General features: G+C 39.2%; 19 protein-coding genes and 2 pseudogenes. 5 read left to right on the forward strand and 16 right to left on the reverse strand.

Going from position 1 to position 22,203, the window contains the following annotated elements:
* Positions 1–273: 273 nt before the first annotated feature.
* Positions 274–1,752: a nucleotide sugar dehydrogenase gene (locus GT674_RS10550; RefSeq protein WP_161285655.1), complete on the forward strand. Its 1,479-nt coding sequence runs from the start codon at positions 274–276 to the stop codon at positions 1,750–1,752.
* Between the two features lie 125 nt (positions 1,753–1,877).
* On the opposite strand, the gene GT674_RS10555 is transcribed toward GT674_RS10550, so the two are convergent.
* Positions 1,878–2,585: a hypothetical protein gene (locus GT674_RS10555; protein WP_161285656.1), complete on the reverse strand. Its 708-nt coding sequence runs from the start codon at positions 2,583–2,585 to the stop codon at positions 1,878–1,880.
* 267 nt (positions 2,586–2,852) lie between these two features.
* On the opposite strand from GT674_RS10555, the gene GT674_RS10560 reads away from it, so the two are divergent.
* Positions 2,853–3,641 (forward strand): hypothetical protein, encoded by a 789-nt coding sequence (locus GT674_RS10560; protein ID WP_161285657.1) that lies wholly within the window; start codon positions 2,853–2,855, stop codon positions 3,639–3,641.
* Positions 3,642–3,650: 9 nt separating this feature from the next.
* On the opposite strand, the gene GT674_RS10565 is transcribed toward GT674_RS10560, so the two are convergent.
* Positions 3,651–4,064 carry a potassium channel family protein gene (locus GT674_RS10565; protein ID WP_161285658.1) on the reverse strand — a complete coding sequence of 138 codons (414 nt, stop codon included), beginning with the start codon at positions 4,062–4,064 and terminating at the stop codon, positions 3,651–3,653.
* A 94-nt stretch (positions 4,065–4,158) separates the two neighbouring features.
* Here GT674_RS10565 and GT674_RS10570 point away from each other — a divergent pair, with 94 nt between their 5' ends.
* Positions 4,159–4,695 (forward strand): HdeD family acid-resistance protein, encoded by a 537-nt coding sequence (locus GT674_RS10570; RefSeq protein WP_161285659.1) that lies wholly within the window; start codon positions 4,159–4,161, stop codon positions 4,693–4,695.
* 18 nt (positions 4,696–4,713) lie between these two features.
* Positions 4,714–5,976, forward strand: a complete 1,263-nt coding sequence (locus tag GT674_RS10575; protein ID WP_161285660.1) for a chloride channel protein — start codon at positions 4,714–4,716, stop codon at positions 5,974–5,976.
* A 28-nt stretch (positions 5,977–6,004) separates the two neighbouring features.
* Here the strand turns inward: GT674_RS10575 and GT674_RS10580 are convergent, their stop codons facing one another.
* The 14 genes and pseudogenes from GT674_RS10580 to GT674_RS10645 form a co-directional block, all read right to left on the reverse strand.
* Positions 6,005–7,714 carry a phospho-sugar mutase gene (locus GT674_RS10580; RefSeq protein WP_442859859.1) on the reverse strand — a complete coding sequence of 570 codons (1,710 nt, stop codon included), beginning with the start codon at positions 7,712–7,714 and terminating at the stop codon, positions 6,005–6,007.
* 10 nt (positions 7,715–7,724) lie between these two features.
* Complete coding sequence (locus GT674_RS10585) at positions 7,725–8,711, reverse strand: type I phosphomannose isomerase catalytic subunit (protein WP_243149100.1); 987 nt, start codon at positions 8,709–8,711, stop codon at positions 7,725–7,727.
* Positions 8,712–8,731: 20 nt separating this feature from the next.
* Positions 8,732–10,048 (reverse strand): sugar phosphate nucleotidyltransferase, encoded by a 1,317-nt coding sequence (locus tag GT674_RS10590; RefSeq protein WP_161285662.1) that lies wholly within the window; start codon positions 10,046–10,048, stop codon positions 8,732–8,734.
* A 106-nt stretch (positions 10,049–10,154) separates the two neighbouring features.
* Positions 10,155–11,096, reverse strand: a complete 942-nt coding sequence (locus GT674_RS10595) for a GDP-L-fucose synthase family protein (protein ID WP_334297016.1) — start codon at positions 11,094–11,096, stop codon at positions 10,155–10,157.
* Between the two features lie 21 nt (positions 11,097–11,117).
* A complete protein-coding gene (locus tag GT674_RS10600; protein ID WP_161285664.1) occupies positions 11,118–12,119 on the reverse strand; it encodes a GDP-mannose 4,6-dehydratase in 1,002 nt (333 codons plus the stop codon).
* Positions 12,120–12,172: 53 nt separating this feature from the next.
* Positions 12,173–12,982, reverse strand: a pseudogene (locus GT674_RS10605) (glutamine--fructose-6-phosphate transaminase (isomerizing)); the annotation flags it as partial.
* Positions 12,983–13,036: 54 nt separating this feature from the next.
* Positions 13,037–13,783 carry a class I SAM-dependent DNA methyltransferase gene (locus tag GT674_RS10610; protein WP_161285665.1) on the reverse strand — a complete coding sequence of 249 codons (747 nt, stop codon included), beginning with the start codon at positions 13,781–13,783 and terminating at the stop codon, positions 13,037–13,039.
* Between the two features lie 210 nt (positions 13,784–13,993).
* Complete coding sequence (locus GT674_RS10615) at positions 13,994–15,352, reverse strand: radical SAM/SPASM domain-containing protein (protein WP_118420061.1); 1,359 nt, start codon at positions 15,350–15,352, stop codon at positions 13,994–13,996.
* A 27-nt stretch (positions 15,353–15,379) separates the two neighbouring features.
* Positions 15,380–16,618, reverse strand: a complete 1,239-nt coding sequence (locus GT674_RS10620) for a nucleotide sugar dehydrogenase (RefSeq protein ID WP_118420060.1) — start codon at positions 16,616–16,618, stop codon at positions 15,380–15,382.
* A gap of 31 nt (positions 16,619–16,649) precedes the next feature.
* On the reverse strand, positions 16,650–17,105 hold the full coding sequence (locus tag GT674_RS10625) for a hypothetical protein (protein ID WP_118420059.1): 456 nt from the start codon (positions 17,103–17,105) through the stop codon (positions 16,650–16,652).
* Positions 17,106–17,137: 32 nt separating this feature from the next.
* Positions 17,138–18,334 (reverse strand): polysaccharide biosynthesis C-terminal domain-containing protein, encoded by a 1,197-nt coding sequence (locus GT674_RS10630; protein WP_161285666.1) that lies wholly within the window; start codon positions 18,332–18,334, stop codon positions 17,138–17,140.
* A gap of 50 nt (positions 18,335–18,384) precedes the next feature.
* Positions 18,385–19,563, reverse strand: coding sequence for a non-hydrolyzing UDP-N-acetylglucosamine 2-epimerase (gene wecB, locus GT674_RS10635; protein ID WP_118420057.1), 1,179 nt, complete (start codon positions 19,561–19,563; stop codon positions 18,385–18,387).
* Between the two features lie 53 nt (positions 19,564–19,616).
* Positions 19,617–19,841, reverse strand: a complete 225-nt coding sequence (locus tag GT674_RS10640; protein WP_161285667.1) for a hypothetical protein — start codon at positions 19,839–19,841, stop codon at positions 19,617–19,619.
* Positions 19,842–19,914: 73 nt separating this feature from the next.
* Positions 19,915–21,171, reverse strand: coding sequence for a flippase (locus tag GT674_RS10645; protein WP_161285668.1), 1,257 nt, complete (start codon positions 21,169–21,171; stop codon positions 19,915–19,917).
* A 953-nt stretch (positions 21,172–22,124) separates the two neighbouring features.
* Here GT674_RS10645 and GT674_RS17910 point away from each other — a divergent pair.
* A pseudogene (locus tag GT674_RS17910) lies at positions 22,125–22,203 on the forward strand (transposase); the annotation flags it as partial.

Consider the following 22,203-nt stretch of genomic DNA (forward strand, 5'->3'; position numbering starts at 1 on the left):
ATATTTTTTATTTATTCTATTATAATTGACATTTCAATTACTATCTGCTATGCTCACCTTATCGTAATTGTTCAGTACCCTCACAGTTACGAGTCAAAATGCATTCCAAATCACCTTCGGTGATGGCATTTTGCCTTGTATGTCTCGGGATTTTGGCAAAAATATGCCAAAACGCCTCGCGGGATACTACCTTCTGAATAGTTACACCTTATCATATCAAATGCAATTGACACTTTCATAATAATTTATAAGATTAAGATTTGGAGAGGAATCATGAAGAAATTATCTATTACAAAAATGGCCGATACCATTATCACCAGAAGAAAAGCTCAGAAACTCACACAGGCACAGCTCGCCGAGATGACCAATATCAACCGCGGCATGATCAGCCGTCTGGAAAGTCTTGACTACACCCCGTCAATCGATCAGCTTCAGGCTATCGCTGAAGTACTTGGTTTTGAGGTAGTCGACTTATTCGAAGACGATAAGCCTGCTGTAAACAAACCGGTTCTTGACAGAAGGTACAATATCGCCGTTGCCGGCACCGGTTATGTAGGACTTTCTATCGCCACCCTTCTTTCTCAGCACAACCATGTGACAGCTGTCGATATCATCCCTGAAAAAGTCGATCTTATCAACAACAGGAAGTCTCCGATCCAGGATGACTATATTGAGAAGTATCTTGCGGAAAAAGACCTCGACCTTACTGCTACACTTGACGGTGAGGAAGCATACAAAAACGCGGACTTTGTTGTGATTGCTGCACCGACAAACTACGACAGCAAGAAGAATTTCTTCGACTGCTCAGCTGTAGAGGCGGTGATCGAACTCGTATTAAAGGTTAATCCGGCTGCAACCATGATCATCAAATCAACCATTCCGGTGGGATACACCGCTTCCGTAAGAAAGAAATACAATACCAGAAATATCATCTTCAGCCCGGAATTTCTCCGTGAATCGAAGGCTCTTTATGACAATCTTTACCCGTCAAGAATCATTGTATCCTGTGATGAGGAATCCTCAGAGCAGGCTCATACCTTTGCCGCCCTTCTTAAGCAGGGGGCGATCAAGGAGAATATAGATACTCTGTTCATGGGATTCACCGAGGCCGAAGCTGTTAAGCTGTTTGCAAACACATATCTCGCTCTTCGTGTATCTTATTTCAACGAACTCGACACCTACGCAGAGACAAAAGGATTAAATACACAGCAGATCATCGAGGGTGTCTGCCTGGATCCACGTATCGGAACACATTACAACAATCCAAGCTTCGGATACGGCGGATACTGCCTGCCAAAGGATACCAAGCAGCTTCTCGCAAACTTCAACGATGTACCGCAGAATATGATCTCTGCTATCGTAGAAAGCAATCGTACACGAAAAGATTTTATCGCCGACCAGGTACTGAATATGGCAGGATATTATGATTATTATAATCGCGGAGATTATGCTCCGGATCAGGAGAAAACCTGTGTTATCGGCGTGTACCGCTTAACTATGAAATCTAATTCAGACAATTTCAGACAGTCATCTATTCAGGGCGTTATGAAACGAATCAAAGCCAAGGGTGCTTCTGTGATCATTTATGAGCCAACATTAAAGGACGGAGACACCTTCTTCGGTTCCCTGGTTGTAAATGATCTGAACAAATTCAAAAAGAAAAGCCAGGCGATCATCGCAAACAGATATGATTCCTGCCTCGATGATGTGAAGGACAAGGTGTATACACGAGACATCTTCAAGAGAGACTGATAAATATAGTAAGATCTATGTATCCCTGAAAATGGGCATAAAAACCCCCGTTGATTTCTCAACGGGGGTTTTCAGGTTCATCCCGGATACCTTCAGATACTCCCATTCACCCGGGTCTATTACATTCAGCTCGGAATCAATATACATGCACAATACCCCGGATGCGGCTGAAAGCAATAAATAGACAGATCTTTCCCGATTTCCGGACTGTAATCATGTAAAATGACCTTTGTTCCGTTTAAAGCTACGTCGGCATAAATAACCAGCCATTTTTTATCTCCATTTTTAAACACCTCATAAAACGAATTATTCAGCATTTCTGAAACCGGAATTCCCTCTACAACAGCCATCTCCTCATTACAATAACGAAATACAAAATCTACGCCCCTGCCGTTCGCATCAAATACAAGTTCAATAACACAAAAAGCAAGCGGCATGTCATTGAGAATACTACATTTTTCCAACAATTCAAGGGGGCTCATTTTCTCTGCTTTTGCATCCTGTTCTTTGGACAATCCTAGCGCCTGTCTAAGCTGTTTATGTTGACTGATATTCCTTTTTCGTCCCTGAAATACACTTCCATCTGTCATAGTATATAATCCGTCATCTGAAATATTTACAATCTGTGATTTTCGAAGAAGAATACCTTTTGTAATATTCACAAATTCTTCATCCGGAAGATAAATTGCAATCTCTTTCACCGGAATTGCAGTCAGGATCTCTTTTCCATCAAAAAATGTAATTTTTGTATGTGGATTTTGACGTGTAAGATAAAGAATATTAGCTATATCAATATTCTTACGTTCAAAAAAATGAAGTACATTATATCTCATGTAAAAGTACCTGCTTTCTGTTCATTAATAATTTTCTGACTTTTATGTTACTATAACTTTCGTCAAAATACAATAAAACTTTTCATAATTTCATTTTAAACTCTTAATTGTTATTTGTTTTTTGAGTTTAAATTAATATATTAAAAAAGCATTTAAGATTTACATGCGTTTACTCGTTTTAAATTCACAAAGTCATTGCTGTTTAAATGTATTTATGTTAAAATAAAAACAGCGAGGATAACGATACAAAGAAAGGAGGGAAAGAAAATGAGAACTGATTCAGGTTTGAAAAAGAACAGAACAAAGATCCAGATGGTGCTTACCGCCCTGGTGATCTTATCCGTTGTACGTCAGTTTTTTCTGGGAAATTACCACAATATGTTTCTGGGAATCTTAACATTGATCCTTTTTATGGTTCCACAGTTTCTGGACAGGAAACTGAGTGTCACAATACCACCGGGACTGGAGACAGTCATTCTGATTTTTATCTTTTCAGCAGAGATTCTTGGCGAGATCAATGCCTTTTATGTAAAAATCCCCATCTGGGATACCATTTTACATACTACTAACGGCTTTCTGATGGCTGCCATCGGATTTGCACTGATTGATCTTTTTAACCGCAGTGACAGGTTTTCCATTAAAATGTCACCGTATTTTGTAGCTTTTTTTGCATTCTGTTTTTCAATGACTGTTGGTGTTATGTGGGAATTCTTTGAATTCAGTATGGACTGGTTCTTTGGAATGGATATGCAGAAAGACTGGATCGTACCGGCCATCAACTCTGTGAAGCTGAATCCTACCGGTGCAAATGTTCCGATCCATGTAGATGTTCAGTCTCTGGTCGTTAACGGCGAGACCTGGAATCTGGGCGGCTATCTTGATATCGGTATTGTTGACACCATGAAAGATCTGATCGTAAACTTTATCGGTGCAGTCGTATTTTCTATCATCGGTATTCTGTATCTGCGAAACCGCGGAAGAGGAAAGCTGGCAGCTTCTCTGATTCCACAGGTACGCAGCAAACAGGAAGAAGATCATTCTTCCAAGAATCAGTAAGATCCACAGCTACCGAAACTGGCGCACTTTTCTGGAAATATTCTCCAGTTCTTCTCTGGAAAGCTCAGGAAGTCTTTCCAGCTGATCCATAAACATGGCAAGTGTCTCTTTTCGCTGCAATTCCACCATCTGGGTGTAGAAATTAACCACTACCCCGGTGGCAATGGCAACTACAAAAATCGAATAGATCGTCAGAAGAACGGAACACATTTTTCCAATAAAAGTAACCGCAACCACATCACCAAATCCGGCAGTGGAGATCACCGCATAGCAATACCACAGCGCATCTCCGTATCGGTTAATGTCCGGTTCAACCAGCTGGATCACTGCTGCGACAGCAAAAATAAACACAATAAAACCAATGATAATTTTATCTGCGCGAGTCCGTTTTAAAACACTGCCTAATACTTTAATTCTTTTCATGCCCCTGTCCTCCAATGAAATAATCTGTTGTCTGAAATTAATTGAAGTATAGTATAAAACGGTTTCACTTGCAATATGAAAGGAGCTTAACAGTATGAAAGATAATAAAGCAATGAAATACATCACTTTGATCACCGGAGTTTTAACACTGTTGTTAGGAATTTACACTCTTGTAAGGCCAATGAGGACTTTTCTCACGATCGGCTGGATCCTGGGAATCCTTCTGTTTGTAAATGGTATTGAACTTGTAATCCTTTCTTTATCCAAAGAAAAGAAAGAGATCGGGGGATGTATTCTCGGTGTTCTGGAAGGACTTGCAGGTATTATCTTATTATTCAGCGGCATCCAGCGTTTCATCACAGATGTAATGGCTGCTTATCTGGTTGGTGCAAGTATTCTGGTTTATGGTATTTTCCAGATTGTCAGCGGCACAAAGGTATATAAAACTTCTAAAGGAAAAGGTATCCTGAGCATTGTGTGCGGTGTTTTATCCGTGATTGTCAGCATCATTTCATTTACCCATCCTGTGCTTACCATGATCTCTGCAGGATATATGATCGCTTTTTCTGTTTTCATGCAGGGTATCAATATGATCGTACTTGGAATCAATTTTGGAAAGGCAGAAAGCTGACAAAAAGGGTATAACTGTATGAATAACGCAAAAAACCCCAAAAACGTATCTTTAAAAAATCAGCTTGAATTGTGGCTGTTCTGTGCACTCATTGGTGCTGTTGCCGGTGCACTGGTATGGATCCTGCTGAAAATAATGGCAGTCGGAACTGAATTTCTATGGAAATGGCTTCCCGGAAAAACCTCTGTTCCCTATTATACGATTCTTATCTGTGCAGCCTGTGCGGCAATTATCGGTATTTTCCGAAAAATATTCGGAGACTATCCCGAAGATCTGGAAACCGTTATGGAAAAAGTCAGAACAGAAAAAAGATACGAATACAAAAACATGCTTGTAATGATGGTTGCAGCATTGCTGCCATTACTCATGGGAAGCAGTGTAGGTCCCGAAGCCGGACTTACCGGAATCATCGTAGGTTTATGCTACTGGGCCGGAGACAACCTGAAATATGCCAGACAGAATACCAGAAATTATTCACAGATCGGTGCCGCAGTCTCCATGAGTGTGCTGTTTCATGCACCTCTGTTCGGCATTTTCGAAGTAGAAGAAAACTCTGAGGAAGATCTTGCCGCCTTAACAAAGGGTTCCAAATTATTTCTTTACGGAATCGCGCTGGCTGCAGGCACTGGTATTTATGCAGGTTTATCTGCACTTTTTGGTGCAGGGCTCTCCGGATTTCCATCCTTTGATATGGTGGAAATCCAGAGAAAAGACTATCTGCTTATGATTCTGTATATTTTGTGTGGTCTTATCCTGGCCTGCTTCTATCAGGCAACACACAAACTGACCAGAAGTATTTCCAGCAGATTCCCGGCAGTTGTCAAAGAGATTTTTGCAGGTATATGCCTTGGAGTCACGGGTTCCTTCTTACCTGCACTTATGTTTTCCGGAGAAGAACAGATGGGAACGCTTATGAAAACCTATACCTCTTATCTGCCACTGGCACTTATTGGCATTGCGTTTCTCAAGCTCCTGCTGACAAATCTGTGTATTCAGTTCGGTTTAAAGGGAGGACATTTTTTCCCTGTCATCTTTGCCGGAGTATGTATGGGATACGGCATGGCAATGCTGACCTGCGGGCCGGACGGGGGACATGTGGTATTTGGAGCTGCAATCGTTACCGCATCACTTCTCGGCGGAATTATGAAAAAACCGCTGGCAGTAACCATGCTTCTCTTCCTCTGCTTCCCAGTCAAAATGTTTATCTGGATTTTCATTGCAGCAGCAGTTGGAAGCAAACTCTCCACATTAAAACCAGAGCAGGTAAGTTCTGCCGTTTAACAAAACAACCAAGCCCCCCGTTGATTTCTCAACGGGGGTTTCTTATATCCATTTTTGGTACATTCAGACACTCTTCTGCACTCCTGCAGATTTCCTCTTCTGTTTTTTCAGCGGTCTCTTTATCTTCTGCGCTGACAGAAATATACATCTTAAGTTTCGGCTCTGTACCAGACGGACGGATTACAATGGAGCAGTTATCTTCCAGCAGAAACTTCAATACATCGGATTTCGGAAGGCCATCAAGACCTGCTGCATAATCCAGAAGTTTAAGCACCTTCTTATTACCAAATTTCTCAACATCACCACGAAACGCCTTCATGATCTTCTGCATTTTGACAAATCCGGCACTGCCATCAAATTCATAACTGTGCAGGGTATTCAGACAGTATCCATACATCCGGTACAATTCATCCAGTTTATCCAGAAGACCAATGCCTTTCGTAGCATAATAGCTGAACATCTCACAGATCATGCAGGCACCGTTCACGCCATCTTTGTCGCGGACATAGGAGCCGGTCAGATAACCATAGCTTTCCTCAAAGCCAAAGACATAACTGTCGGCTTTCTTCTGCTCTTCCAGTTTGCCGATCTGCTCACCGATAAACTTAAAGCCCGTCAGAACATTGATCGTACGCAATCCATAATGCTCTGCGATCTGCTGTGCCATGTCCATCGTTACAATGGTTTTGACCATAACCGGATCTGCGGGCATTTTATGGTGCTTCTGACGCTGGCTGCAAATATAATCCAACAATAACATCCCCGTCTGATTCCCCGTCAGCAATTCATACTCTCCCGCATGATTCTTAACCGCAATCCCCACACGGTCACAGTCCGGGTCTGTAGCCAGCATCAGATCTGCATTGCATCTTTTGGCATATTCTATCCCCAGTGCCATTGCTTCCTTAATTTCCGGATTCGGATACGGACAGGTCGGAAATCTTCCGTCGGGCTGCTCCTGCTCTCTCACCACCGTAATATTCGTATATCCCATCTCTTTCAGGGTACGGGTAACAGGTTTTAAGCCACTTCCATTCAATGGACTGTATACGATCGCAATATTCTTATCAACTTCCTCACCAAATAAAACAGACTGGCTTTTCACCTGCTCTATAAACGCGGTAAATACCTCATCCTGAATATACTGAATGCTGCCATTTGCAATTCCTGTCTCAAAATCACTGTTTCTGACATCCGCAAAAATATCCAGCTTCTCAATCTCTTTCAGGATGTTATCCGCTGCCTCCACTGTGATCTGGCAGCCATCCGGTCCATAAACCTTATAACCATTATATTTGGATGGATTATGCGATGCCGTGATCATCACACCCGCAGAGGTATGCAGATATCTTGCTGCAAAAGAGACGGTCGGAACCGGCATAAGAACCGGCCAGATACTGACTCTGACACCGTTCGCTGCAAACACTCCGGCAGCAGTTCTGGCAAACACATCACTCTTGATCCGGCTGTCATAACCGATTGCCACAGACGGTTCCTCAAAATTTTTCTTCAGATAATCAGCCAGCCCCTGCGAAGCCTTTGCTATGGTATAAATATTTATACGGTTTGTTCCGGCACCGATCACACCACGCAGGCCGCCGGTACCAAAAGCAAGATCCCGATAAAAAGCATCTTCCATCTTTGCATCATCCATTGATCTCAATTCTTCAACGATATCTTCATCCATCGCTGCCTGTTTCATCCAACGCTCATATTCTTTCCTGTAATCCATTTCCATCTCCTCATTCTTATCCTCTCACATCAAGAAACTGCGCCTGTCCACTGATGGTAAGCACTTCAGAATCCGCCGGGACAAAAATACAGTCCCCCTTATAAAACTCCATGCTTCCATCCTCACAGGAGATCGTACCGCATCCATTCACGCACAAAAGCACACGGAAGGCAATCTCATCTGCACGATAATGCACCTTCTGGCGGCGTTCAGTATTTATCAGCATCCGATATACTTCAAAGTATTTACAGCGCGTCAACAGTTCCAAGGCAACTCCCTGACGATATCTCAGCACACGAAGCGGCTGCCGGGGTTCCGTACTGCTTTTCAGATTCGCTACCTTCAGAGCCTTGTCAATGTGAAGTTCCCTCTTTTTGCCGTCTTTTCCCGTGCGGTCATAATCATACAGCCGATAAGTCAGATTTGAATTCTCCTGTATCTCTGCCACCAGCGTACCAGCTCCAATTGCATGGATCGTACCCGCCTCAATAAAAAACAGATCATCCTTTCTGACCGGAACCTGCTGCAGATAATTCATAAGTGTCCCATTTGCAATAGCTTTTCGCACCTCCGCTTCGGAGCTGTCACGCTTCAGACCATACACCAGCTTTGCATCTCTGCCGGCATCCAGCACATACCACATTTCCGTCTTTCCCAGCTGTCCCTTCTCGTGCTCCCATGCATATTCATCCGTAGGATGCACCTGAACGGAGAGATCCTTTTTTGCATCAATAAATTTGATCAAAATCGGAAGCTCCGTCATTCCTCTGTGACGCTCTCCCAGATACTCCGGGTGATTTCGCAGCACCTCTGCCAGCTTCATACCAGCAAACTCACCACCGACCACATAACTCGGACCGTCCGGGTGCGTAGAACATTCCCAGGTCTCTGCCACGGGTGACAGATTGATTCCCTTTTCAAATTCATCATTCAGTCTGCTTCCGCCCCAAAGATAGTCCTTTCCGGACGGTCTGAGCAAAAGAGGCATATTTCCGTCATTCATCAAAAGCTTCCTTCCATTTCTCAATACTCAAGTTCAAATTTCTGCTTATCATGAACATTGATGTCTTCCCCAAGCTGCACCTCGATCAACTTCAGTTCCGTTTCAGCGATCACCGTATGGCGGCATCCGGCAGCCATCGTGATCACATCTCCTACCCTGACACTCTGCTCCATACCATCTACGACCGTTTTTCCCTTACCCGAAATAACGACCCAGACCTCATCTCGATTCTTATGACTATGATAATTCATCTTATGACCCGGATTCAACGTCACTTTGATGGTTATGGATTCACTGTCAATATCAATAATCTTAAAACTGCCCCACGACTTCTCAGCAAACATCACACGATGATCCAGAGTACTCACAAACGGTTTAATGTAGGAGCTCTGTTCCTTATCCGATACAAGAATTCCCTCCGGTGACGCGGAAATGACCACATCATTCAGCCCCATGCAGAGGATCGGAATATCCAGTTCATTGACAACGTGGACATTTTCACAATTCTCATTGAACAGAGCCTCACCCACTGCACGGCTGTCCATGGCCTCCGTCAGCGTATTCCACGTACCCAGATCCTTCCATATACCTGCAAAACGCATAACTTCAATCTCCGGCTCATGCTCGACAACCGCATAGTCAAAACTGATCTTTTTCAGAGTCTCATATTTACAGAACAGATCATCATAATCCAGAAAATCGATCAGCTCATGTGCCCGCTCCAGAACATAGCCCAGTCTGAAGGCAAACACACCACCATTCCACAGCGCACCCTTTTCGATATATTCCTTTGCCACTTCCTGTGTCGGTTTCTCCTTAAACATAGAAACCCTGCTTATTGCTTCCTTGCCAAGCGGAATGATGTAGCCATATTTTTCACTCGGATAGGTAGGCTCAATCCCCATCAGGACAAGATTCGAATCGCTTTTCTGTGCTCTCTCGCCCAATGCCTTCAATGCTTCAAAATAGTCATCCTCCACATAAGGATCCACCGGGCAGACAACCACAGATTCCTCCTCCCCGACTCCCTGCACATCCTTCAGATAAGCTGCTGCAAGTGCAATCGCCGGAAAGGTGTCACGGCGGCACGGCTCCACACTGATTCCCACGTTCTCCCCGAGCTGGTTATGGATTGCAGATACCTGCGACTTTGAAGTTGCAATCGTAACCGTAGCATCCATGTCAATCGTCTTAATCTGCCGATATACACGCTGCACCATAGATTCCAGGGAACCATCCTCCTTATGAAAAATCTTGATAAACTGCTTGGAACGGATATCATTGGAAAGCGGCCACAGACGCTGGCCGGAACCACCCGATAATAAAACTATATTCATAACAAAACTCCTCCATAAAATATAACCACACGATGTATAAAAATAAAAAGCCGCATCCATATCTCTACAAATGCGGCCAAAATACATTATCGATCACAGCAGCCTGTTATCGTTCTGCGCGCATCGGATTATGCAGAAAGTCCTCATAAGACAGGCGCAGTCCGTCTTCTAACTCCGTCTTGTAAGTCCAGCCAAGCTTCGCTGCCTTGGAAACATCCAGAAGCTTCCGCGGTGTACCATTCGGTCTGGAAGTATCCCATTCGATCTTGCCAGTATATCCGACCACTTTTGCCACCAGCTCCGTCAGCTCCCGGATGGTCAGTTCCTTACCCGTACCGGCATTGACAGTCTCATTACCGGAATAATGATTCATCAGGAACACACACAGGTTTGCAAGATCATCCACATACAAAAACTCACGCAGCGGAGAACCATCTCCCCAGCAGACAACACTTTCTAAACCATTCACCTTCGCTTCATGGAAACGGCGGATCAAAGCAGGCACGACATGACTGTGCGTCGGATGATAGTTGTCATTCGGTCCGTACAGGTTGGTCGGCATGACAGAAATATAATCCGTACCATATTGACGATTCAGAAACTCACAGTACTTAAGCCCGGAAATCTTGGCAAGTGCATAGGCCTCATTGGTCTTTTCCAGTTCACTTGTCAAAAGGCAGTCCTCCTTCATCGGCTGAGGCGCCATGCGCGGATAGATACAGGAAGAACCAAGGAACTCCAGCTTTTTACATCCGTTTTTCCATGCAGAATGGATAACATTCATCTCCAGCGTCATGTTATCGTACATAAAATCTGCCAGTGCTTCCTGATTTGCAATAATACCTCCGACCTTTGCAGCAGCAAGAAAAACATAATCCGGCTTTTCCTCTGCAAAAAACGCTTCCACCGCATCCTGACGAATCAGATCAAGCTCCTTATGTGTACGGGTAACAATATTCGTATATCCCTGACGTTTAAGCTCACGTACAATCGCAGAACCTACCATTCCACGATGACCTGCAACATAGATTTTTGCATTTTTTTCCATCATTATCCTCTGCCTTCTTTCTTATAAAACAGCCTTCATGGCCTTCTCACGCTTTGCACGTTCCCGGTCATGCCTGGCCATGATCTCAACAAGCTGCTCATAGGTCGTGGACTGCGGATTCCAGCCAAGAACCGTCTTTGCCTTGGTCGGATCTCCCCACAGATTGTCAACATCTGTCGGACGGAACCACTGCGGATTGACACATACAAGCATTTTTCCGGTAGCCACATCATAACCTTTTTCCTCGATACCGGAGCCTTCCCAGCGGATCGTGATACCGTTGGCTGCAAACGCTTTCTCCGTAAAATCACGCACGGTATGCTGAACACCCGTTGCGATCACAAAGTCCTCCGGCTTGTCCTGCTGCATGATCAGCCACATACACTCGACATAGTCCTTTGCATAACCCCAGTCACGAAGAGAATTCATATTTCCAAGCTCCAGATGATCCTGAAGTCCCTCCGCAATACGTCCCGCAGCCAGAGTGATCTTACGGGTAACAAAGTTTTCGCCGCGACGCTCCGATTCATGATTAAACAAAATTCCATTTACAGCAAACATGCCATAAGCATCACGGTACTCCTTCACCATCCAGAAACCATACTGCTTCGCAACCGCATATGGGGAATATGGATGAAACGGCGTTGTCTCACGCTGAGGAACCTCCTCCACCTTGCCGTACAGCTCAGAAGTAGAAGCCTGATAAACCTTACTGATGCTCATCTCCAAACCCATCGTATTTCCAATATAATTATTACTGTCATACTGGGAATTGACTGCAATCACACGTACACCTAAGATTGGGAATATCTGTTCCAGATAATCTCCCACACCAATATAATCTCTTCCGATTCTGGATAAATCTTTTACAAGAATAACCTCTATCTTCCCACGTTTTGCATCTTCCACCATTGCCTGAAATGCCGGACGGTTAAAGTTCGTTCCAGTATGCCCATCATCGACATATTCTGTAACATCCCCATCCAGTTCATCCATAGATTCTACAAAGTTCTGTAAAATCAATCTCTGGTTTTCAATACTATTGCTCTCATCCTTATTATTTTTACCAAGATCACCATCTGCCAGTGACAGTCTTCAAATCCTGCTTTTTCGGCTGCCTCAGCATCCCACTTAATTTCTGTTGTCTGCTTTTCAATCTCATCCCCATCAAGGTTAAAGAAATGAGCTTCTCCGGGTGTCAATCTAGCAAATTCCAGATTACCAATATAATAAACATTTCTGGTATATTTCAGAATAGCCGGAACATCAGAAGCTACATAGGTTTCGCCGTCTGTCACTCCAATAATCATTGGACTGTCTTTTCTTGCTACCCAAATTTCTCCCGGATAATCTTTGAACATAAGTTCCAAGGCATAAGAACCACGCACACGAACCATCGTTTTGGCAATCGCATCAATCGGTCCGAGATTATACTTCTTATAATAATAGTCCACTAATTTAATTACTACCTCTGTATCAGTCTGACTGTAAAAAGTATATCCATGCTTTAATAATTTTTCTTTAAGTTCCGTATAATTTTCAATAATACCATTGTGTACGCCAACCACTTCTGATTCTACTTCTCCAGAACCTGATCTTGTACAATTTCCAGATACATGCGGATGTGCATTAATCTGGCTTGGCTCGCCATGTGTTGCCCAACGTGTATGTCCGATTCCACATGTTCCTATCAATACTTTTCCTTCATCTGTTTTTTCAATCAGATTGCTTAATCTTCCCTTGGCTTTAACCACCTGTGCCAGACGCTCCCCATCTCGCACAGCGATTCCAGCCGAATCGTACCCTCGGTACTCTAATTTAGACAGACCATTTAATAAAATAGGTGCTGCCTGCTGTGTTCCAGTAAAACCAACTATTCCACACATTTTATTTTTATCTCCCCGTTTTTACAATTACTTTTTCAATATTAACAAAACAAATTATTTTTCTGCCACTATAATAATTTCATGTCCTTTTTCGAGTGAACACTTATCATACCAGCCATATTTCTCTTTTATCTTAAAACCCACACTTTCTAATAACGTTACTATTTCCTTATATTCATAATATCTAAGTTCCATATACGCTTTTTGAGTTTGATGAAAATTATTATCCTTTTCTATTTCATATGTATGTGTGGTATGAACAATCTTATTTTTTTTGTCAATAAGATTACATGCATACTTCATTGTTATTTTTTCATTTCCAACCGTTTTTGAAAATATAGTTTTATCATCTTTACATTGATACTTCAAAAATGTTTCCGGTTGAAACAAATCTAAAATAAACAACCCACCCTGAAAAAGATGTTGGTATATACAACTCAACGCACTTATAATATCCTTCTGCTCAGATAAACTTTGAAATGATCTCCCTGGTGTCAATATTAATGAAAACCTTTTATTTAAATGAAAATCTGACATATTTCCACAAATAACTTCCAAATTACAGTTTTGTTCATTTTTCTTTCTTTCTACTATCTGAATCATTTCTTTTGATAAATCTAAAGCAGTAACATCATATCCCAAAGATGCAAGCCGTAGGCTCACTCTTCCAGTTCCACATCCCAGTTCTAAAATATTACCTTTACATTTTTGTGCATACTCAATATAGAAATCCATATCCTCTTGTTGATACTCACTTTCTTCTATATCGTAGTATTTTGCAACTCCTTCATATAAATTCATCAAACCACTCCATATATCCATACTTAGGCTTATCAAAGAAACACCTTGATAAGCCTGTTTATAATAATTCTATCGCCTATTAATAAAAAAGTTAATTAGTTATTGCATTCCTCACATCTACAATCAGGACAATAGCAATATGGATACTCGCCTTTATTCTCTTTTTTGATATTCTGATTCTTCAAGAATTTCTTAGGTTCAACAATTTTTTTAATCTTGCTCATTTATTATTGCCTCCTTTATTTTCTCGACAACAAAATAATCTGTAATATATTTCCACTCTACGCAAATAGGCTCAGTAGAATTATTATCGTATAACGTATATGGGCAACCACACATACACAATGGTAAAAATTGACATTCTGTACATTTTGAATATTCAAATGGTGACCACTCTGCCCAATTTATTTCCTGTATTGCTTCTTTTCTAGTTTGATTCTCTAGATTTAACACATTTCCTATCTTTTTATCCAGTTCTCCAGTTTGTGTTCTACACTTAAAAATATTTCCGTTGCAATCAATCACTGCTGAGTCTGGACGACAGGCCATACAAGCTCTTGCTGCTGTTGGATAATGATCATCCATACCATAAGGAAATCCTCTATCCTTCAATACCTCATATAATTTTACAATCGTATCTGAAAATTCCTCTATATTCATGTAGATTTCCGAAGTATTTCCAGACGAATAATCCAATAATTGTCCAAAATATAGTTTCACTTTCTTTAAATCTTCATATTCCAAAACATCAAAAACATTTGAAATGGTATGTATATTTTTTTTATTCAGATTAATTCTAACACTTACATTAAATTTCTCTAAATATAATATTTTTATGGCTTTTACAACATCTTCAAATGTACCTTGACCATCACTTGCATATTTTCTTGTTTGGTCATGATGTTCTCTATCTCCATCTAATGTAATCTGAATATTAGAAATTTTATTTTTCTTTAATCTATTGCACACGTCTGGAATATACTTTAACCGAGTGCCATTAGTAGTCATTGAAGCTGTATAATCCACCCCATATTTTTCTGTCAATGCAATTAACTTTTCACTTAAATCATCTATCTCCTTGATTTTCAATAAGGGTTCGCCACCAAACCATGCAATATTAAGTGTTTTTACATATGGAAGTTTTTCCTCAATATAATGAAGAATTCCTTCTGTTACTTTATTCCAATCAAAACTATCTTCTTGCTTTATATGATGTTGCCTCTCAAAACAATAAAAACAAGCGCAATTACATTCCAACGTGGGAATAATTGTAACAGACATATAATCTCGTTTGTATTTATCATTATGGAACAGATTTTTAATAGTTTTCAATTCATTATAATTTTCAAAAACAACAAATTCATTTTCTATCAATTCATTAATATCTTCCACCATATCTTGGTCACATTTTTCGATATCGAACTTATTGTTTTGCAGCAATCGGAAACTCTGCTCTGGCACCTCTAATAACCCTTGATTTAACGTATTAAAAATCCAATATCGACCGCCCACTTCATAAAACCTATTGTAAAATGATGATTTATAAAGTTCTCCCATATTTTCTCCCATTCCCTGAAATATCTTCTTACATATTATTTAATCTCTGCCATACAAATCTCTTGTATATACTTTGTCTTTCACATCATCCAAGCAACTATCATATCTATTAGCAATAATTGCCTGGCTCTGTTCTTTAAATTTGTCCAGATCATTCACAACCTTGCTTCCAAAGAAAGTACTTCCATCTTCCAATGTTGGCTCATAAATAATCACAGCTGCCCCTTTAGCTTTGATTCTCTTCATAACTCCCTGTATAGAAGACTGGCGGAAATTATCTGAATTTGATTTCATAGTAAGACGATATACACCAATCACAACCTCTTTTTCCATAGAAGCATCATATGTATTCTCATCTCCATAAGCGTAATATCCTGCTTTCTGTAAAACACGATCTGCTATGAAATCTTTCCTTGTTCTATTAGACTCAACGATTGCAGACATCATATTCTGAGGAACATCTGCATAATTTGCCAGAAGCTGCTTTGTGTCTTTCGGTAAGCAATATCCACCATAACCAAATGACGGATTGTTATAATGAGAACCAATTCTCGGATCAAGGCACACCCCATTAATAATCTGCTGCGTGTTCAGTCCCTTCATTTCTGCATAAGTATCAAGCTCATTAAAATATGAAACTCTGAGAGCCAAGTATGTATTGGCAAATAGTTTTACCGCTTCTGCTTCTGTAAATCCCATTATCAAAGTATCAATATTTTCTTTAATCGCACCCTCCTGTAACAATCCAGCAAACGTGTTCGCAGCTTTTACAAGTCTAGCATTTTCAACATCTGTTCCCACAATAATTCTGGATGGGTACAGATTATCATATAATGCTTTTGACTCTCGTAAAAATTCCGGACTGAAGATAATATTATCACAGTGGAATTTTTCTCTAATACTTGCGGTATACCCTACCGGAATTGTAGATTTAATTACCATAATTGCATCTGGGTTATATTCAATAACCAGCTTGATTACAGCTTCTACCGCTGATGTATCAAAGAAATTTTTCTTGCTGTCATAGTTTGTCGGTGCAGCAATAACTACAAAATCCGCATCCTTATATGCAGCCTCCGCATCTAACGTAGCTGTCAGATTTAACTCTTTTTCTTTTAAGTATTTTTCAATATACTCATCCTGAATTGGACTGATCCTTTTATTGATTTTCTCTACCTTTTCCGGGACAATATCAACTGCCATTACCTCGTGATTTTGAGATAACAATGTAGCAATAGAAAGCCCTACATATCCGGTTCCCGCAACTGCAATCTTCATTATATCGTTTCTCTCCTTAAATTCCCTGAAATTAAATACCTAATATTTTAAAAGCTCTTTCCATATATTTATCCAAAGTACTCTTGCTACTGACTTGATAGGCTTCAATATCTTGGCTTTTCCATCCCTTCGCTTTTGTCAGATCAGCCATATATTCGTCAATCAACATATCTGGCTCAGCTACTGATTCCAGTTTTTTAGGTACTACTTTAATTCCTTCTGCCGCTAATTCCATTCGTCTTTCAATTTCATATTCATTCTCTTCTGGAATTTTATAATCCCGCCCTAAATACATAACTGTCTGAACAAATTTCACAGTATCCAAATCTGTTTGCATCAGGAAGTCATATACTTTATCACTATATGGCTGACCAGATTTTATTCTGTCTATCACATCTACTTTTTCTTCAGATTTTCTTATTTTGGATAAATGATAAACCTCTTTTAAAATGCCTTCGTATTGCTCATATTTTTTCAATCTACTCATAACCCCTCCATTGAAATCATACTTTATATTTCCTAAACTATTTCAAAAAATGTATCCGGTCTTTCTGGGTTAAAAATCTCATTACATGTCATAACAGTCACAAGATTTTCTGTTTCACTCAAGTTGATAATATTATGTGTCCAGCCTGGAATCATATGTATAGCCTCAATTTTATCTCCACTTACTTCAAATTCCACCTTTTCTCCTGTATTAATATTGCGTTCCTGAATCAATCCATGACCTGCCACAACGATGAAAAGTTCCCATTTGGAGTTATGCCAATGCTGCCCTTTTGTAATTCCCGGCCTGCTAATATTAATTGACACCTGACCACAATCCTGAGTATGCACTAATTCTGTAAAACTTCCACGGTCATCCACATTCATTTTTAAAGCATATTTGAATTTTTCTGTTGGCAAATATGTCAAATATAAACTATATAATTTCTTTGCGAAAGAACCTTCTGGCATTTTTGGCATCATAAGTGTCGTTGGCTGTTCTTTAAATTGCTGCAATAAGTCCACGATTTCTCCCAATGTAACTTTATGTGTCACTGGAACACAGCAATATTTTCCATCTTCTTTTATAACCGTTTCCACACCATCAAATTCACAGTGCTTCTCCTTGCCCTCCATCAGATCAAACATGCCTTCTACTAAATCATCAATGTACAGTAATTCCAATTCTGTACTACTGTCATTTACCATAAATTCTTCATCATTTGCTACTGCCCAGCAGAAAGTTGATACTGCGGAATTATACTTTGGTCTTGAATGTCCCATCAAATTAGGGAAACGGTATACGGCAACCTTAGCTCCTGTTTCATTTGCATAATCAAAAAACAATTCTTCGCCTGCTTTTTTTGAACGTCCATACTCTGAGTTTCCAAAACGTCCTGCAAGCGTAGCCTGTATTGATGAAGAAAGCATAATTGTTGCTTTATTATTGTATTTCTTTAATGTATTCATTAAATCAGAAGCAAATCCAAAATTTCCCTTCATAAAATCTTCTGGATTTTCAGGGCGATTTACTCCCGCCAGATTAAATACAAAATCAGCCTTCTGACAATACTGATCTAATTCTTCTGGCGTTGAATCAAGATCATACTCATAGATATCTTCTACTGAGATATTCGGTCTTGTCCTATTTTTGTTATCCCGGATATTTTTTAAATTATTTACTAAGGCAGTGCCTACCATGCCTTTCGCACCTGTTACTAAAATATTCATACAACTCACATCCTTATTCCATTTGTTATAGAATCTGTGCAACACTCCATTTACACTTCTTTTCTCCAAACCATTTTATTAACAACACCTGTATAGCTCTGAATAATCTTTACAACTTTTGAACTAACATTTTCTTCAATATAATCTGGAACTGGGATACCATAATCTCCTGCTCGGTTCATTTCAACTGCAGTATCTACAGACTGTAACAATCCTTTTTCATCAATCCCTGAAAGAATAAAACACGCTTTATCCAATGCTTCCGGACGTTCTGTTGATGTACGGATACATACAGCCGGGAATGGATGTCCAACCGATGTGAAAAAGCTGCTCTCTTCCGGTAATGTTCCAGAATCTGACACTACTGCAAACGCATTCATCTGCAGACAGTTATAATCGTGGAACCCAAGTGGTTCATGCTGAATTACTCTCGGATCAAGTTTAAATCCAGTGGATTCAATTCTCTTTTTGCTTCTTGGATGGCATGAATATAAAATTGGCATATCATACTTCTCAGCCATCTTGTTGATTGCATTAAATAAAGATAAGAAATTCTTTTCTGTATCAATATTTTCCTCTCGATGTGCTGACAGCAAAATATATTTTCCTTTTTCCAAGCCAAGTCTGCTATGAATGTCTGATGCTTCAATCTCTGACAGATTATTATGCAATACCTCTGCCATAGGCGAACCAGTTACATAAGTACGCTCTTTTGGTAAACCACAATCTGCCAAATATCTACGAGCATGTTCAGAATATGCCATATTCACATCGGAAATAATATCCACAATACGTCTGTTTGTTTCTTCCGGAAGACATTCATCCTTGCAACGATTACCTGCCTCCATATGGAAAATCGGGATATGCAATCTCTTCGCACCAATCACTGACAAACAGCTATTAGTATCTCCAAGAACCAGCACTGCATCTGGTTTAATCTCTGCCATCAGCTTATAACTCTGTGCAATAATATTTCCACAAGTTTCTCCAAGATCTGCTCCAACAGCGTTCAAATATACTTCCGGATTCTCCAGCTTTAAGTCCTTAAAAAATACACCATTTAAGTTATAATCATAATTCTGTCCTGTATGGGCAAGAATCACATCGAAATACTTACGTGTTTTATTAATTACAGCAGCCAAACGGATAATCTCTGGTCTGGTTCCTACAATAATTAACAATTTTAACTTTCCATTTTCTTTCCATTTTACAGTATCATATGTTCCCATTATTATTCACACTCTCTTTCTTTGAATATTTATCATACATATTTTAATTCCTATTATGTAATGCTTGCAGATTCCTTACTTGTCGAATCTATCATGATTACTTCTGGAACTTTTTTACCTTCATCTATATCTCGATTATAACGATCAAGAACTTTTTTTACCTTTCCTGGATTTCCAACATCAACCAATACATAAACCATATTGTCCGTCTGCTCAGCTTTTGCATATTCCTCCACCTGTGTGTCATATCCATGCATATACTGACCATTAGAAGACAATTTTACTTCTATAACCGTTATATCTTGTCCTCGGCTAATTTTAAAGTCAACAGGCCCTCTTCCCTCATCAGCTTCACAACTCAGACTTAAAAATTGTAGTTAAACATGAAATATATTTATTCATTTTTATATATTGCCAAACACAACTCACCAATTCTGCCACTAATGTACCAATAACTGCTCCTAATGCTCCTAACCTTGATATTAAAAACCAATTCACCACAAAATTGACACCTGCACCGCAAAATACAGACTCTATAAATATTTTTTCTTTATGATTTGGTATTAAATATTGCATTCGAGCAATTTCTGAAAGACCTTTTATTACGAGAACCGGGGATAGCGCAATAATTAATCTGATACATTCATCATAACCCTTCCCAAAAAAGAACGGTGTAAACTCTTTTGAAATTGCAGAAATTCCACATGCCATTGCTACAGCAACTACAATGATTAATTCAATAGAAAGTAAAAAAAGTTTTCTTGCTTCCTCTAATTTTCCTTCTTTATTTAAAGAAGTCATCCTCGGTAACATAACAGTCCCAACACCCGTTAATATGCCTATTGGAATGTTAATAATTTTATCAGCGTTATAGTAATAGCCTACTTGTTTATAAGTACTTAATAAGCCCAACATCGTTTTATCCATAATGTGATAAACTGACATTGCCATCAATGGAACAAACAAAACTAAATTAGGTTTTATGTGGCTAGCAACTTCAAACCATGAAATCTTTTTAATAGCTTTTAATTCTATCTCTTTTGATGCAAAAAACCAAAGTATTGCATTACTAAGAAACGTACTACCAGACATAATTACTGTGTATATCCAAAGATCACTCGGCTTTCTAACCAACATTAAAATCAATATTACAGAGCAAATTCGAATAACCATATTTCTTGACACAGTTATCTTAAATTTCTCTACTCCAAAAAATAGCCAGTTGATATCGACCAATGATCCTAATAAGTAAAAAATTTGTAAAAAAGCTATGTATATATTTTGAGAACATATCTGGGTTAAATAAAACGCATACACGCTTATTGAAATTACTGTACAGCATAATTGAAGCATATATATATTCCAAAACGTCTTACTTCTTTTTCCCCTATCTTTCCCACAATCTGCAATAGTTCTCGTTCCATAATTCACTACACCAAGCATTGCAAATAATGTAAAATAATTAACGATAGATTGTGTATATGAAAAAACCCCTTGCTTTTCAGCTCCTAATACTCTCGCTAAATACGGTGATGTAATTAACGGGATACATGTATTTAATATTTGATATATTGTCTGATATCCTAAATTTTTTTTAAGTTTACTCATTTGAACTTCCTTTTACTTATTAAGCATATTTTTCTATACCACGCGCAAACAATATGCCATACATTAACCACATATAATAACATTTAACACCTGGTCCTATAGGAGCTAATCCCTCAAATATGCTATTTATTCCATAACCTATACATACAATGACAAGTATCGAGGAATAAACATTTGTTCTGTCAAGTTTTAAACTTTTTATAACTGGTAAATATGCTATTCCAATTATAATGCTTCCTGTAATAATGCCAAATTGTAATATACATGATAAAGGGAAACATTCAAAATACAAAGAACCTATTCCAGTCAACCAATGTCCTTCTATTAAAGTTGGAAATTCTGATACAATAGAAACTCTTCCAGATGTTAGCGAATCTAAACTAGAAGCGTTTCTTCCTGCAAACAATATATTACCCACGAACATATCAAATAAATTTTCATTCATAAGTAAAGCTAATGTGCCAATTACCACAACTACCGTTAATAAATATTTTATCTTACGATTGAATTGCTTTCCTAAAATAATGTAAAGTAAACATATTGCAAATCCAACAATCGTAGCCCTTGATTTTAAAAACATCAGCAAAATCACCTCAAAAAGTATGACTACTATTTTTAGCAAATTGAAAATTCTAAATTTATCAAAATGGATAAACATAAGTATAACAATAGCTGTAAATATAATTTGCGATATTGAATTTTTTGATGCGTACGCATATTGACGTGACGTAATATCAAATCCAACGGAAAAATATTCTACATATATCGAAAAGGCTACTATTGTTGCAGATATTACATATGACATAGAAACAATTTTTAGATCTTTATCCGAAAACTGTTCTCCTACAAAAGTTCCTAAACAATAAATAAAAAACGACAAAATCAAGCATTGTAATACCGAAGAATTAAAATATAAATTATTCGTCACAATAGATGACAATAATATTAATACGAATACTGTCAGCCGGATTACTGATAAGATCCTGCCAATAGTAAAAGAATGGCAGGAAAGGCCATTAGAAAGTGTGTATG

The organism is Blautia sp. BIOML-A1 (assembly GCF_009883055.1).
GTDB lineage: Bacteria > Bacillota > Clostridia > Lachnospirales > Lachnospiraceae > Blautia_A.